13 protein-coding genes are annotated in these 14,565 nt (G+C 44.5%); 10 read left to right on the top strand and 3 right to left on the bottom strand.

Annotated elements, in window-relative coordinates; genetic code table 11:
* Positions 1–44: 44 nt before the first annotated feature.
* Entirely contained in the window at positions 45–914 is an 870-nt protein-coding gene (locus CWO13_RS04485) for a LysR family transcriptional regulator (RefSeq protein WP_048669431.1), read from the top strand.
* 117 nt (positions 915–1,031) lie between these two features.
* On the opposite strand, the gene CWO13_RS04490 is transcribed toward CWO13_RS04485, so the two are convergent.
* Positions 1,032–2,693, bottom strand: a complete 1,662-nt coding sequence (locus CWO13_RS04490) for a methyl-accepting chemotaxis protein (protein WP_102432005.1) — start codon at positions 2,691–2,693, stop codon at positions 1,032–1,034.
* A gap of 275 nt (positions 2,694–2,968) precedes the next feature.
* Here CWO13_RS04490 and CWO13_RS04495 point away from each other — a divergent pair, with 275 nt between their 5' ends.
* The 5 genes from CWO13_RS04495 (at position 2,969) to dgcA (ending at position 7,533) form a co-directional block, all read left to right on the top strand.
* Positions 2,969–3,481, top strand: coding sequence for an RNA methyltransferase (locus tag CWO13_RS04495; RefSeq protein WP_102432006.1), 513 nt, complete (start codon positions 2,969–2,971; stop codon positions 3,479–3,481).
* 87 nt (positions 3,482–3,568) lie between these two features.
* Entirely contained in the window at positions 3,569–4,405 is an 837-nt protein-coding gene (locus CWO13_RS04500) for an SGNH/GDSL hydrolase family protein (protein ID WP_102432007.1), read from the top strand.
* 94 nt (positions 4,406–4,499) lie between these two features.
* The gene (locus tag CWO13_RS04505; protein WP_108082597.1) at positions 4,500–5,390 is read left to right on the top strand and encodes a LysR family transcriptional regulator; all 891 of its coding nucleotides are present in this window, start codon (positions 4,500–4,502) and stop codon (positions 5,388–5,390) included.
* Between the two features lie 91 nt (positions 5,391–5,481).
* Complete coding sequence (gene dgcN, locus CWO13_RS04510) at positions 5,482–6,489, top strand: N-acetyltransferase DgcN (RefSeq protein WP_108082598.1); 1,008 nt, start codon at positions 5,482–5,484, stop codon at positions 6,487–6,489.
* A 57-nt stretch (positions 6,490–6,546) separates the two neighbouring features.
* The gene (gene dgcA, locus CWO13_RS04515; protein WP_108082599.1) at positions 6,547–7,533 is read left to right on the top strand and encodes an N-acetyl-D-Glu racemase DgcA; all 987 of its coding nucleotides are present in this window, start codon (positions 6,547–6,549) and stop codon (positions 7,531–7,533) included.
* 117 nt (positions 7,534–7,650) lie between these two features.
* On the opposite strand, the gene CWO13_RS04520 is transcribed toward dgcA, so the two are convergent.
* A complete protein-coding gene (locus tag CWO13_RS04520) occupies positions 7,651–8,583 on the bottom strand; it encodes a LysR family transcriptional regulator (protein WP_108082600.1) in 933 nt (310 codons plus the stop codon).
* A 174-nt stretch (positions 8,584–8,757) separates the two neighbouring features.
* On the opposite strand from CWO13_RS04520, the gene CWO13_RS04525 reads away from it, so the two are divergent.
* The gene (locus CWO13_RS04525) at positions 8,758–8,973 is read left to right on the top strand and encodes a tautomerase family protein (RefSeq protein ID WP_102432011.1); all 216 of its coding nucleotides are present in this window, start codon (positions 8,758–8,760) and stop codon (positions 8,971–8,973) included.
* Positions 8,974–9,075: 102 nt separating this feature from the next.
* Positions 9,076–10,101: a quinone oxidoreductase family protein gene (locus tag CWO13_RS04530; protein ID WP_108082601.1), complete on the top strand. Its 1,026-nt coding sequence runs from the start codon at positions 9,076–9,078 to the stop codon at positions 10,099–10,101.
* A 246-nt stretch (positions 10,102–10,347) separates the two neighbouring features.
* Here CWO13_RS04530 and CWO13_RS04535 read toward each other — a convergent pair whose 3' ends face one another.
* A complete protein-coding gene (locus CWO13_RS04535; RefSeq protein ID WP_108082602.1) occupies positions 10,348–10,635 on the bottom strand; it encodes a carboxymuconolactone decarboxylase family protein in 288 nt (95 codons plus the stop codon).
* Positions 10,636–11,071: 436 nt separating this feature from the next.
* On the opposite strand from CWO13_RS04535, the gene CWO13_RS04540 reads away from it, so the two are divergent.
* Both CWO13_RS04540 and CWO13_RS04545 read left to right on the top strand, forming a co-directional pair.
* The gene (locus CWO13_RS04540) at positions 11,072–13,045 is read left to right on the top strand and encodes an ATP-binding protein (RefSeq protein WP_108082603.1); all 1,974 of its coding nucleotides are present in this window, start codon (positions 11,072–11,074) and stop codon (positions 13,043–13,045) included.
* Positions 13,042–14,394 carry a sigma-54-dependent transcriptional regulator gene (locus CWO13_RS04545; protein ID WP_108020938.1) on the top strand — a complete coding sequence of 451 codons (1,353 nt, stop codon included), beginning with the start codon at positions 13,042–13,044 and terminating at the stop codon, positions 14,392–14,394. The genes CWO13_RS04540 and CWO13_RS04545 overlap by 4 nt, the downstream gene beginning before the upstream one ends.
* Positions 14,395–14,565: the final 171 nt, after the last annotated feature.

The raw sequence follows: 14,565 nt of genomic DNA on the forward strand, positions 1-14,565 counted from the left end.
CAATACACTGTATGGGTAACCAAAATTCAGCATAAGGTAAAGGCATGGCCAATTGGGAAGGGGTAATTGAGTTTGTTGCAGTGGCAGAGCGTGAAAGCTTTACTGGTGCGGCGCAGAAACTCGCTACGTCGGTGGCTCAAATCAGTCGTAGGGTCGCAAACCTCGAAGAACGACTCGCAGTGAAACTGCTCAATCGAACGACCCGAAAGGTGTCTCTAACAGAGGCTGGGCAACTCTATTATCAGCAGTGTAAGTTGCTGGTCGAGGGCTTAGAAATTGCTGAGCTTGCGGTCACGCAGATGCAATCCACACCAAAAGGCTTACTGAAAGTCACCGCGCCTGTGACTTATGGTGAGCGCCAACTTGCTCCGATACTTCATCAATTCTTAAATCTTCACCCACAAGTAGAACTTGAGTTGATGCTGACTAATCAAAAGCTCGACCTAATCGACTCGGGTGTTGATGTAGCGATTCGTCTTGGTCGCTTAGAAGACTCAAGTCTTGTGGCGAAGAAGCTCTCTCAACGCCAACTCTATGTATGTGCCAGCCCTGAATATATTGAACGTTATGGGGAACCGCATACATTATCTGAATTAAATAATCATCAATGCTTAGTTGGTGGATTTGAACACTGGCGCTTTAAAGAAAATGGTCGCCCTCGTTCGGTTCGTGTTAACGGACGCATTAAGTGCAACAGTGGTTTAGCGTTATTAGATGCTGCGAAGCAGAGCATTGGCTTGGTGCAGTTACCTGAATACTACGTGAGTGAAGATCTAGACTCTGGAGAGTTAGTCGAAGTGCTTTCCGATTACCGAGACGACAAAGAAGGGATCTGGGCGTTGTACCCTCAGAACCGTAATCTATCTTCAAAGGTTCGCCTGCTGGTGGATTTCCTGTCTGAGCAATTGGATTAGTTTATGATCTAAAGCCACCAACGATAAAAAAAACGGGCTTCAGAATAGATATTCTGAAGCCCGTTTACTTTTAATGATGATAGCTTTGAACGTTGAGTAGCGTTCACTTACTCGACATTAGACAGTGAAGCGATCCACTAAATGATACAGCTCATTTGCACGACTGTTGAGGTTTTGGCTACCGGTGCGGTTTTGATTTGCTAGTGCCGCCGATTGTGAGCTTTGGTCTGAAATCACTACAATGCGTTGAGATATCTCTTGGCCAACAATGTTCTGTTGCTCTGTTGCCGTCGCAATTAGTGAATTCATGTCCATGATGGTATCAATCGACTCTTGGATCTTCGCCAGTGCAGCGGCGGCAGCGTTTGCTTCTTCCACGGTTTGAGCACTGCGATTTTGGCTTGAGTCCATCGCTTTTACAGCGGCGTCTGAAGCGGCTTTTAGTTGCTCAATCATCTTATGAATATCGCCCGTGCTCTCTTGAGTTCGGCTTGCCAGTTTACGTACCTCATCAGCTACCACTGCAAAACCACGACCTTGTTCACCTGCACGCGCAGCTTCAATCGCGGCATTCAATGCAAGTAGGTTAGTTTGCTCGGCAATATCTTGGATAACTGCCAGTGAAGAGGAGATGTTCTGCACATCGCCTTCTAATCGTGATACTACGGTGTTGGCTTCTGAAACTTCGCTCGCTAGGCCTGCAACCGAATCTGCAGCTGCGTTTACGATCTGTTGTGCTTCTTTGGCATTGCCCTCTGCAAGTTTAGCGGAATCAGCGGCTTGGCTTGCGTTGCTAGAGATTTCTTGCGCCGTTGTGGTCATCTCAGTCATCGCCGTTGCAACTTGTTCTGTCTCTTCACGTTGGCCTGTAGCAATTTCGTCGACCTGAGCGGCGCGAGAAGACATGCTAGATGTCTCGGCTACGACTTGCTGACCGACATCACTGACGCTGCGAATGATGGTTTGCAGGCTGGCAACAAAGGCATTGAAGTTTTCACTGAGCTTAGTGAACTCGGGCGCTTTGAAGGTTTCCATTCGGGCGGTTAAGTCGGCTTCACCACTTGCGAATGCGCTGATTGAACGGTCAAACTGCTCAAGTGGCTTCATAATGGTGCGGTTCACAGCAACAGCAAACGCTGCGACAACAAAGGCAATCAATCCGCAGAAAATAGCGATGGCAGTCAGTGAGCTTTGCAGCGCAGCGTTCGAGCTCTTTTTCATTTCTGCAATGACAGCATCAATGTCGTCAGTATAAAAACCGGTACCAAGCATCAAATCCCATTGTGGGATGAATATTGAATAGCTGAGTTTTGGTAGGGCTTCAGATTGACCAAGTTTAGGAAAGTAGTAGGTGGTGAATTCGCCAAGCTTTGAGTTCTTGATGAGGTCACGAATCAGGTAATTGCCTTTTTTGTCTTGCAGGTCGTAGTAGTTTTTCCCAATGCCATCCGTATTTTGTCCGACTACCACTCTCACACCTTTAGAGTCGTAACCAAAGATGTAACCAGATTCGCCATACTCGAGTGTTCTTAAGGTTGGCAAGGCCTCTTCTAATGTTGCACCTCTTTCCAAGAACGGGCTGATAGAAGATTGAGCCATTTGCAGATACGCTTTGAGTTCCTTTTCTTTCATCGCCATCATATTGCTACGCGTCGATTCTACTTGTTGTGCGGTTAGCTCAGTGCTCTTCATATACGTCACACTCATCATCCCGATTGCCATCAGTAGCAGTGGAATGAAAGAGAGGATATAAAGGCGGTTTTTGATGGTTAGGGTCATGTCACGCTTCCTGTGTGATTGTCTCATGCAATTTTCAACACATTATTAATGTGGTTTCAAAATGTAAATGGGCTTGTTGTTTAATTGTTACCCTAGAGTGTTTTTGTTTTATAAATATGATGACGGTTAAGTTTTTAAGGTGAGAAGCCTTGCAATTAGAGGCTTAAGAGCGAAAAAGTGAGTTTGTATCGATGCTTTTGAAATCGACGCTGCTTTGTTAGAATGCGACGCTTTGTAGCACCCTGCTATGTCTATTCGTTAAGTGAGAAAGATTCATGAACAAAAGCCATGTGACTATTGGTTTAACTAACCCAAAGAGCCCGACAAACGTTGGTGCTGTTATGCGCGCGGCTGGTTGTTACCAAGTCGACGAAGTTAGATACACAGGGCAACGCTACGAAAAAGCCGCGAAATTTCACACCGATACCAAGAGTGCTGCGCGTACCATCCCGTTGACCGGTGTTGAGTCGTTTTTAGACAATCTTGATCCAGAAACTAAGATCGTTTGTGTGGAACTCGCTGAAGGTGCAACACCACTGCCGCGTTTTAAACACCCAGAAAATGCCATTTATATCTTTGGCCCTGAAGACGGCTCTATTTCTCAAGATGTTGCCGATAGAGCAGATCACGTTGTGTACGTTCCAACAGTTGGCTGCATGAACTTAGCCGCAACAGTGAATGTGCTACTTTACGATCGTCTTGCTAAATCTGATGAAATGGATGAGAGCAACGAGCTGATTAAGAAAAGTCGTGATAACCGTAATCACCTGCTAATCAAAGAAAAGTAAATCTCTACTTCTAGTGTTATCTATCCCGTACGCAATCGGATATTATCTTGAGTTCATTACCAGATAATTGAGGGGTTAGATAACACTATGGAAGACAAGCAATTACTTGCCGCACTACAACAACACCCTGTCCTCGATCTCTATCAGTTATTCCAAGAAGTTGGTCAAAATCGCTCTCTGTACGTATTGTTAGAGAGGCTATCTTCCCTTAAAGAACATCATCAATTGAGCACTCGTCTCAGCCCTTTCAAGCCTCACATCGAAGGGTTACTGGCTCAATTCGATAGCACCACACCTGACAGTGAAATCCTCAAGGCAGTTGCTCTTCAGTCAGAGATTCATCAACGAGGCCACAGCATGAGCCGTTACATCATGACATCAGATAATCATCGTCATTTTTCTCCAAGTGCAGACTTAGTCTTGTTTGGTGACTCGATCACTGAATGGGCTCCGTGGGCGGATATTTTCCGTGATGTTTCTATGGTCAATCGCGGCTTAGCGGGGGATACCACAACCGGCATGTTACGCCGCATTGATACCACGTTAAACGTGAAGCCAAAGCTGGTGTGTTTTATGGCAGGGATAAACGATTTAGCGCAAGGTTACGATGTCGAGCATATCTACCAGAACTACGTTGATATGCTTAAGGTGTGGCAAGAAAACGATATTCGAATATTGGTGCAATCAACGCTTTATGTAGGGTCTAAACTGCAAAGCTTGAACCCTCAGGTTTCAGAATTAAACCAAAGACTAGAAGCTTATTGCAGACAGCATGATATCGAGTTTTTGGATGTGAACCGTGTTCTAGCACCTAATCAATTACTATCAAATGGATATAGTTGTGACGATCTGCATTTGAATGCCAAGGCTTATCAAGCTTGGGCTGAGGTTCTTCAACCTGCGATAGCTGAGTTACTAAAATAAACCCATCTAGATAGCTAAGTTGATAGATAGACAGTTTAGTTAATACAACAGAATCCAAGCCCTAAACCTGTTCGGTGAACCAAAGGACATCAATTTGAACCTGAGACAACTGGAAGTCTTTTACGCCATTATGCAGACCGGAACCGTATCTGGAGCTGCACGCAGCTTGCATGTGTCCCAGCCTAATGTGACGCGTATTTTGGCGCACACTGAGCAGCAGTTGGGGTTTGGCTTGTTCGAGCGTGTCAAAGGGCGATTGGTGCCAACGGTTGAAGCGAAAACCTTGTTACCGGAAGCGGAGAAGGTCTACCAACAACTGGGTCAATTTCGTTCTTTGACTAATAAAGTGAAGCAAGGCCATCAGCATCTACGTATTGGTGCGCCGCCGATATTGGCGACCAAATTGCTGACTCCGGTAATAGCCCAAATGTCTCGTGAACAAGAGCTCTCTTTTGAGTTGTTGACTGCTAACCGTGATGAACTTTGTGCTGGGCTATTAAAGCATGAGCTCGATATTGCTATCGCGTTTGGCGATGAAGCACCGCCGGCGATATTAAGTGAAACACTCTTAACTGAATCACTCAAGGTTCTGGTTCCATCCCACACTGTTGAACAGTTACCGACTGAATTAACCCTTGATGACCTGATCAATTATCCCTTACCAATCATCGGGCTTGATAGCCGCGATCCATTAGGCCTCCTATTACATCAAAGCCTTATTGCGCGAGATGAGCATTATCACCATCCGATATCGGTACGTGGATACAGCGCGGCGGCGGAACTGGTTAAGCACCAAGCGGGGTTTGCGATTGTGGATCTGTGGACGGCAGAGCAATATCAAAATGACGATGCAGTCTGTGTGTTGCCACTTCAACCAGACATCCAATTTTCGGTCTCGATGCTTTGCGCAGAGCACACCCCTCAGTCGATTTCCGTTAAGCAATTGATTACTTCATTGAAGAGCCATACTCAGCCTATAACTTAAGGTTATAGGCTCGCCATAAATAGGTATTCGGCAGCTTCTAAGTTCTTAATTAAAGTAAATCCATACAAGGACTTATTAATTAGGAATGCTCATGTCTATCGCTCAACCTTACCTTCTTTTTCTTGGGGATGTTACTGACCCACTGGCCGCAAAAACAGCTCGTGGTATTCATCAGTGGCGACCAGAAATCTGCCTTGGCCAGTTACGTTTAACAGAACAGACAGTTTCTCTTGGTTTGATGGATCTGACTTTGCAACAGGCACAAGCGCAGGGTGCGAAAACGCTAGTGATTGGCACTGCAAACCCGGGCGGCGTTATTCTTGAGTCATGGCAACCAACCATACTGGCAGCTGCAGAAATGGGATTTGAGATTGCATCCGGCATGCACCAGCGCTTGAGTGAATTCTCACCGCTTGCTGACATGCAACAGCGAGGATTGACTAAGCTTCATGATGTACGCCATTTTGATGGTGATCTAAACGTTGGTAACGGTAAACCTCGTCAAGGAAAACGCCTTCTTACGGTCGGAACCGACTGCTCGGTAGGCAAGATGTTTTCTGCACTGGCGATTGAAAAATCGCTTAAAGAAGCGGGAATATCTGCTCAGTTTAAAGCGACAGGACAGACTGGCATCTTGATTGAAGGCTGCGGGATTTCGATTGATGCTGTGGTTGCGGATTTCATTTCTGGAGCGGTTGAAGCTATCAGCCCTGAATTTACCGACCACGAATGGGACATCATTGAAGGGCAGGGCTCTTTGTTTAATCCGTCTTTTGCAGGCGTGAGTTTGGGTTTGTTGCATGGCGCACAAGCTGATGCTTTGGTGTTATGTCATGAAGTAGGGCGACCACATATCCGCAACCTACCGCACGCAAAATTACCAACGATAGAACAAACGATTGACGCTAATTTGCAAGCGGCGCGACTGACTAATCCAGATGTGAAACTGGTGGGTATCTGCCTGAACACATCGGCGATTAGCATTGAAGAGGCAGAGGCATTGTGCCAAGAATGGACCACACTTTATCAAGTACCAGTGACGGATCCGGTGCGATTTGGTGTACAACATATTACTGATCATTTGCGACATTCACTTTAACGATTTCATCATTTCTACGTTTCCATTTGTTAAAGCGAACATCAACCGAGTGAAATTATGAAGATTACTGCAGAACCTATTACTATCGCGATGCAAACGCCTTTTCGCATCTCTCGAGGCAGCCGAACAGAGTGTCATGTTGTTCGCGTTTACATTGAGCATAATGGCAAACAAGCGCAAGGCGAGTGCACACCTTACCCGCGTTATGGTGAGTCATCCGAGTCTGTGTTGGCGCAAATTCAACAAGCTGCTAGCTCTCTTGAAATGGCCTTTGAACGTGGTATGACCGATCCTGAAGAGTTACGAGACCATCTTCAGTCTTCATTGACTGGAGGAGCTGCGCGTAACGCTATCGATTGTGCGCTTTGGGATTATCAAGCGCAGCAGAACGAACAGATCTTTCCAAACAACTTGTTCGAGTTACCAACGCAGATTGTTACTGCTATGACAGTCTCGATTGGCACACCAGAAGCGATGGCAATACAAGCTCGAGATTATGTGGCGAATGGTGCGAAACTTCTAAAAGTGAAGCTTGATGGTGAGCAAGTAGTAGAGCGTGTACACGCTGTCCGAGAAGCGGCTCCTGGGGTTAAAATTGTACTGGATGCCAATGAAGCATGGACTGGGCTGAACCTTGAAGAGCTGTTCAATCAGCTGACTGAGTTTGATATCGCGATGATCGAGCAACCTTTACCACAACAGCATGATGCCTCACTGGCACACATCAAGCATCCAATTCCACTGTGTGCTGATGAAAGCTGCCATACCAGTTCCCAACTGTCTTCGTTGTTGGGCAAGTATGAAATGGTCAACATCAAGCTTGATAAAACCGGTGGTTTGACAGAAGCATTAGCACTTGCCGAAGAAGCGCAAAGGCTCGGATTTACTCTGATGTCGGGCTGTATGCTTGGTACCTCACTGGCCATGCGTGCAGCTCTGCCGATCGCAGTGCAATCTGAAATTGTCGATCTCGACGGCCCTGTATTACTTGGGCAAGATGTTTCGCCAGCACTGACTTATCGAGATGGGATGATCATTCTTTAACTCGCGGAGTTTCAACCAGTAGTTTTACATGACATCAATGAAATCGCGTGAGTGAAAGCTTGTGCGATTTTTGTTGGTATTAATAAACCTTAACTGATTAATATTATGAAAGTTATATTAAGTGTTCTTGTACTGCAGTTCATGTTGATCCGAGGTCATCATGAACTCAATGAATTTTCTCGTTTTTAAAGGCGTATAACGAGCGTATGGATACATCATAATGAATGGACGTGTTGTTCCTGAATACTCTTGTAATACTTCGACTAGCTCTCCCTTTTGTAGCTCTTGCTCAACCGTGAAGCGATAGACCTGCATGAGCCCTGCACCACTTTTAACCAATGTCAGCGTGGCTAAGAAATCTTCCTGACACAGTAAACGTCCCTTCGTTTCTACTTTGATGAGATCGCCTTGAGAAAGAAATGTCCATGGTACTTTTCGACCACTGCTAGGCAATATGTACTGTATACATTCATGCTCCTGAAGATCAGCAACAACACTTGGTGCGGGGTGATTTTTTAAGTATGACGGCGCAGCAACAATGATGAGCTCTGCATCCTCAAGGCGTCGTGCAATCAAACCGGAATCATGCAACTCACTCCCTCTAATGGCTACGTCATAATTATCCTCCGAAAAATCAATGTTTTGATTACTGACCTCTATGTTGATTTTCAACTGTGGGTAAAGGTCACAAAACTGATTTATCCGTGGTAGTAAGCGGTAATGTGCATACAGAGTAGGGACACTAATGCTAAGTACTCCCACCGGTTCTTGAGTTTCTCCCGATATTTTTTCTTCTGCTTCAATTAATTGATTCAAGGCATTTCGACAATCCACGTAATAACGTTGACCTGTATCTGTCGTTCTCATATTGCGAGTTGTTCTAATGAACAGTCGAGTTTGTAATCTCTTTTCGAGTCGAGCAATAGAACGGCTGACTGCTGCAGGTGTCACACCAGCAGCATTAGCAGCGGCCGTAAAGCTGCCAGTTTCCACGGTAAGGCAAAAAAGCTCGATGCTGCTCATTTGTACATTGTCAAAATATCGTTGCATAACGCCCTCATAGATTGATTACATTGTGTATCAACTGTAATGACTTAAAGCTCATTTTTCAATTTTAAGTAACAGGTTATCTTAACCTCCATCATCAAGATGCCGAGTTAGAACCAGAATCTAGACAAGATATGGACTCTACATTGGCAACCAAATAACGAGGACGAATTCAAAATGCCATACGTCAATATTAAAGTGACACGAGAAGGTGTGACTGCTGAACAAAAGAAACGTCTGATTGAAGGAACAACTGATCTGCTCTATCAAGTGCTCGATAAACCAAAATCAACGGTATTTGTCGTGATTGACGAAGTGGAAACCGATAATTGGGGTGTTGGCGGGGAGACAGTAACAACACTTCGAAACAAACAGGAATCTGTCAAAGAATAGATTTTAAACTTTCTATTTAACCATTTGCTATTTCTATACCTAAGTAACATTAGTGATCGATAAATCGTCGATCACCTTAAACCATATACTGGAGAAAATCGTATGAAAGCTGCTGTTATTCATAATTTTGGTGGACCTGAAGAAATTAAATTTGAAGAGGTTCCAACACCTCAACCAGGTTCTGGAGATGTGTTGATAAAAACACAGGCGATTGGTACAAATCGACTTGATCATTATGTTCGTTTAGGACAGATTTCACCGGATTTAACATTCCCTCATGTTCTGGGCTCTGATGCTGTCGGCCAGGTGGTTGAACTTGGAGAGGACGTTACTGGATTTGATATCGGTGATCGTGTTATTTCGATGCCTGGTTATCCACTTGATCCAGCCGAATCGCATGTCCGTCCGGTTACTGTAGCCAACAGTTATGCGATTCCGGGTGCTCATCGTCAGGGAACCTACTCAGAATATATTGTTGTACCAGCACAGTGGTTGCTAATTGATAATACTGGATTACCTGTTGAGCAGATAGCCGCATTACCAGTGCCTCTGTTAATCGCCATTCGTTCTATTGAAATTGTTGGTGAAGTTAAAGCAGGTGATACCGTCTTAGTACATGCGGGCGCTTCAAGTACAGGGATGATGAGCATTCAAATTGCAAAAGCACTTGGTGCTCGTGTCGTTACTACGGTACAAAATGAAGACTCAGCTAACATTGCTAAAGATTGTGGCGCTGATTTTGTTATCAATTCTTCTGAGCAAGATTTTGTTGCTGCTATCAATGAATGGACTGTAGGCAAAGGTGTGGACGTTGCTATTGATAATTTAGGAGGTGATATTCTTCAACAAACGATTAATGTCGTACGCCCTCAGGGCATTATAGTCACAATGGGCTTCATGGCTGGTACTGAAGCGACAATAGATGTTCGTAATTTCTTCTTTACTCAAAAGCAGTTACGAGGAACATTAGTTGGAGATATTGAAGATTTTTCACGATGGCTTCCAGCAATCAAAAAAGGGCAAATCAAACCATTGATTGATAGTACATTACCGTTATCTTTGGCAGCGAAAGCTCATGAACGAATGGCAAGCAATCAAGCGCTTGGAGCGATTGTACTTATTCCTTAATGTCATCATTGTTAGGGGGAAGGTAATCAAATATGTCATTGTCAGTTACCTTAATAACTAGAACTTGCTTCCTTATAGTTGTTAGGTGCAGATAAAGTACTTCAGACCATTAAAGTCGTTCTTTGGAACAACGGCGTTAATGGTCATACCAACTTCGTGGAAAATATTTTAGTCACTCAGATCCAAAGGTTAATTTTGAAGTTGTTCCCTATGTTTTAGTCTCTTCACAACGTCATACACAATTCTCTAGTTAAACGAGTTTAAGTCTATGTCATAACGTTCTAATACTTCTTGAAACTGAAGTTTTTTTTGACCGGCGGCCACAGCCATAACTTTGGCTGTTACATCCGAAATCTCGCCTTTCGTGATTCCAGCTTTTTTTGCCTGCTTTAAGTAATAGTTTGTACATGGCAGACAATTCATCCCCATAGCAGCGGCTAAACCGACTAGAAGTTCAGTCTTAGAGTCTAAGTATTCATTATCATGAGTTGAACGATAAAATGCGCCATAGGGCTCTTGGTGCTTTCCTAGCATAAAAACCATCCATTATTTGTGGGTATGTTAAGTAAGTTAAACTAGTGGAGATTTTATAGCAAGGAAGAAGTAAATGGTCTTGATCTAACTTGATTTGGGCAGAAGTATGGTAAGTCCCGTTTTGCGAGTGAACTGCCCAATACGATCAATCTCTATGATAAATGATCAGACTTTATTGGAAGTGCTCAAACTAAAATGCCCTCCGACAGGGATTGATAAAGTAATCACGTTTCTGTCGGTGCGGTCACTTTCTATTATCGCAAAACAGACCACGCAAGCTTTATAAAATAATTGTTATGATATCTTATGTGAAATGTTAATGATTACTCTTCATTTAATAGTTTCACTAAAGCTATTCGATGCAAGCCTAAGTAAGGCTCATGCCATAACTAATTGAATCATTAGCAGTTCCTGTTGACGATTTGATGAGAAGAAGGTGGGGCGAGTGAGCAGTCATGTCTCCAAGGTTGTAGAAGAAAAGGACAGTTTCGAGCGCCCGTTTTCGATCAAAATCCCACGTCGTAAGTGGTTTGGTTGGAAAGGTATTGAGCTGCGCTTGGTATTGGCATTGGCCATGTTATCCATGACCACTATCTTCCTTTCGGTTGTCTCCAGCTTTACCTTTGACGACTTAAATCAGCGTCTTGTTGAGCTAAAAGAGAGTGAAATCCCCGCTTTAGATAACGCTGCACGCCTCAATGACATGGTGCGTGTGATTATCACGACGTCTTCTCAGCTCAGTGACGCCGAATCGAATTTAGAACGCAAACAAGCGATGCTTAAAATTGAAGACGCCATTTCCGTCATGAATAGCGTAATGGTTCAATTCCCCGATTATCACTCCTATTTTAAAGATCTTATTGCTCAAGTTAACAATAGCCTCAGTCTGTTGTACCAAAGTGAGATTGAATCTGAACAGCTCAACCAAGAACTTCGTAATCTACTCGAAGGCTTTTACCCCCTATTGCAGCAAGCCAGTGATTCACTTGATAACCTACCTGAGTCTGCCAAAGACCAGATCCAATACACACAGTTAAAATCCCTGTTGTATTACCAATTAGGCTTAGTCGAAAAACTGTATAACGACTCAAGCTTTAATGAGTTGGATTACACCAGTCTAAGATTAGAGCAGGTTGGAGAAGAGTGGTGGCAGCTTTGGGTAAGTGGCGATCTCAGAAGTACCTTTCCTGAATTAGATCATCAACTCACGGTGATTTATAACCTCGCCTCAAGTGATAGCAGCTTGTATGGGATGAAAAACAAAGCGCTCGATCATCTCTATCAAGAGCAATATTTCCTGCAAAACAGCCGTGAGCATTTGAATCAGTTAACGGTGCAAATCGAACGTAACACCAGCCAAGTGAATCGCAATATTGATCAGTCTATTCAGCAGGCGCAGCACTCTTTGCAATCGAACCAACGTTTGTCACTTTTTCTCTCTCTTTTTAGTGTGTTAGCTGCCGCGGCTATCTCATGGTTCTATGTGCGCAAGAGTATTTTAGAAAGGTTACTGCAGCTCAAAGACAACATGTTCGCGATTTCTACTGGTCACTTAGATACCGAAGTGGCCATTCGTGGCAAAGATGAAGTGACACAAATGGCTAAGTACCTAAAGGTATTTCAAACCACAGCCAAAGTTGTCAAGCAAACCAACCGTAAATTGGAGGCTGAGGTGGAAGAACGTACCTTAGCCGAGGCCAAGCTGCGTGTTACTCAGGATGAGCTTATCCAAGCTGGAAAACTGGCCGCGTTGGGGCAGTTGAGTGTTGGCATTACTCACGAGATCAACCAACCATTAACGGCCGTGAACAGTCATGTTCGAAGCGCGCAACTGTGGTTAGGTAAACAAAGGCCAGATAGGGCAGAAGAGAACCTGAAAAAGATCGAGATCTTGTTAGATAAAGTGGCTGCGATTACACGTCACTTGAAGGCATTCTCGCGCAAGAGCGATGGCAAGATTGATAACGTAAAACTGGTAAAGGTGATTAGTGATGCTATCGACTTGTTTGAAACTAGGCAAAGTAGGGTCTCGATTCAGTATTCCCCACAGAGTGACCAAATGGTTCGTGCCAACAGCATTCGCTTAGAGCAGGTGCTGGTGAATTTGATCAGCAATGCGTTGGATGCCGTTGAACATAGGGAGCAGCCTCTGCTCAGCATCTCCACCCAAGAGCATCCGAACACTATTCAAATTGCAGTTAAGGACAATGGATTAGGGATACCCGAAGAGGACATTCCTTATCTGTTTGATCCATTTTATACCCGCAAGACAACAGGCAAAGGGCTCGGGCTCGGTTTGTCTATCGCATACAACATAATTAAAGACTTTGGCGGCTCGATTCACGTCGAATCAGTTGAACACCAAGGCACCACTTTTATCGTCACTCTACCAAAAGGCACAGACTCATGACTTCAGAAAAACACATAGTTCTTATCGACGATGAAACCGACGTTGTTGAAGCTGTAAGCGAGATGTTGGAACTCGAGGGTTTTCGTGTCACTAGCTTTACCGATCCAAACCTTGGTTTAAAGTCCCTCAAAGCAAACAGTCAGTCGGTGGTGTTGTGTGATGTGCGAATGCCACAGGTCGACGGGCTTACGTTGTTAAGCTCAATCCAACATCGCGCAGCCAATGTTCCGGTATTACTGATGAGCGGGCATGGTGATATTCCGATGGCGATAGAGGCGATGAAGTTGGGTGCGTTCGACTTTCTGGAGAAACCCCTCAATGCCAGTGAGTTGTTAGAAAAGCTCGACTTGGCGTTGGCACAGTGTCAGCACAACAGTCCTGCAACGTTAGACGACGAACAGGATACAGAATTACCGATTGAATCTGTGGTTATCGGGCAATCCAAAGCGATGGACACCATCCGTAAGCAAGTGCTTGCGCTCTCTCATACTGGCGTCGATACCATTATCAACGGAGAAACGGGAACGGGCAAAGAGGTAATAGCTCGAGCTCTGCATCAATTCAGCCGTCGTAAAGCCAAACCGTTTGTCGCGATAAACTGTGGTGGCATGACAGAGAGCATTATCGAAAGTGAGTTGTTTGGTCATGAAGCGGGCTCGTTTACCAGTGCCAACAAGAAACGGATTGGCAAAATAGAACAAGCCAATGGCGGTACTCTGTTTCTTGATGAAATAGAAAGTATGCCAATTGCGGTGCAAATTAAACTGCTGCGCGTGATTCAAGAACGAATGATTGAGCGTGTAGGCGGTAATGAGTTGATACCCGTCGACATCGTTGTGGTCGCGGCCAGTAAAGCCGATCTCGCGAGCCTGAGTGAATCAGGTGAGTTCAGAGCTGATCTCTTCTATCGTCTTAATATTGCTAGTTTAAACCTTCCGGCACTGCGCCAACGCAAAGAGGACATTCAGGTGTTGTTCCGCCACTTTGTGATACAAGCGAGCCACAAGTACAAGACGCGTCCATCGACGATTTATCCCGAACAGATACAGCAGCTGTGCCGACATGAATGGCCTGGAAACGTGCGTGAGCTACGTAACGTTGCCGACCGATTTGTGCTCGGTATTGTCGGTGATGGCTTCGATCTGCAATCGCCAATTTGTGAATCGACTGGGGAAGATTTCGCCTTTGAAAAGCAGATGGAGCAGTACGAGAGAAATGTATTAACCGAAGCCTTGATAGAGAGCGCAGGCAATATCAATGAGGTATCAAGCAAGCTGAATCTGCCCCGAAAAACGCTTTATCGAAAAATGAAGAAACACCAGTTGGATAAAGAGAGCTTTAAAGCCTAACTCATTAACTTGGTTCTTGAGGAGTAAAGAGTAAACATAAACCAAAAGACAAAGCGGAATAAAAAGCACAAGACAACAATGACCCATTTATCATTTAGTCGAATGATTAACTGTTTCAAGTAATTGTAATAAAAGAGTTTTAACATTTGGCACAAAGCGTGCAATCCCTAC

It is taken from the genome of Vibrio sp. ZF 223 (genome assembly GCF_003050585.1).
Taxonomy (GTDB): Bacteria; Pseudomonadota; Gammaproteobacteria; order Enterobacterales; family Vibrionaceae; genus Vibrio; species Vibrio crassostreae.

What these genes read in the sequence shown, in the direction of transcription:
- CWO13_RS04495 (WP_102432006.1), top strand. Translation starts at nt 2,969, where the DNA reads ATGAACAAAAGCCATGTGACTATTGGTTTAACTAACCCAAAGAGCCCG.
- CWO13_RS04500 (WP_102432007.1), top strand. Translation starts at nt 3,569, where the DNA reads ATGGAAGACAAGCAATTACTTGCCGCACTACAACAACACCCTGTCCTC.
- CWO13_RS04530 (WP_108082601.1), top strand. Translation starts at nt 9,076, where the DNA reads ATGAAAGCTGCTGTTATTCATAATTTTGGTGGACCTGAAGAAATTAAA.
- CWO13_RS04520 (WP_108082600.1), bottom strand. Translation starts at nt 8,583, where the DNA reads ATGCAACGATATTTTGACAATGTACAAATGAGCAGCATCGAGCTTTTT.
- CWO13_RS04485 (WP_048669431.1), top strand. Translation starts at nt 45, where the DNA reads ATGGCCAATTGGGAAGGGGTAATTGAGTTTGTTGCAGTGGCAGAGCGT.
- dgcN (WP_108082598.1), top strand. Translation starts at nt 5,482, where the DNA reads ATGTCTATCGCTCAACCTTACCTTCTTTTTCTTGGGGATGTTACTGAC.
- CWO13_RS04535 (WP_108082602.1), bottom strand. Translation starts at nt 10,635, where the DNA reads ATGCTAGGAAAGCACCAAGAGCCCTATGGCGCATTTTATCGTTCAACT.
- CWO13_RS04545 (WP_108020938.1), top strand. Translation starts at nt 13,042, where the DNA reads ATGACTTCAGAAAAACACATAGTTCTTATCGACGATGAAACCGACGTT.
- CWO13_RS04490 (WP_102432005.1), bottom strand. Translation starts at nt 2,693, where the DNA reads ATGACCCTAACCATCAAAAACCGCCTTTATATCCTCTCTTTCATTCCA.
- dgcA (WP_108082599.1), top strand. Translation starts at nt 6,547, where the DNA reads ATGAAGATTACTGCAGAACCTATTACTATCGCGATGCAAACGCCTTTT.
- CWO13_RS04525 (WP_102432011.1), top strand. Translation starts at nt 8,758, where the DNA reads ATGCCATACGTCAATATTAAAGTGACACGAGAAGGTGTGACTGCTGAA.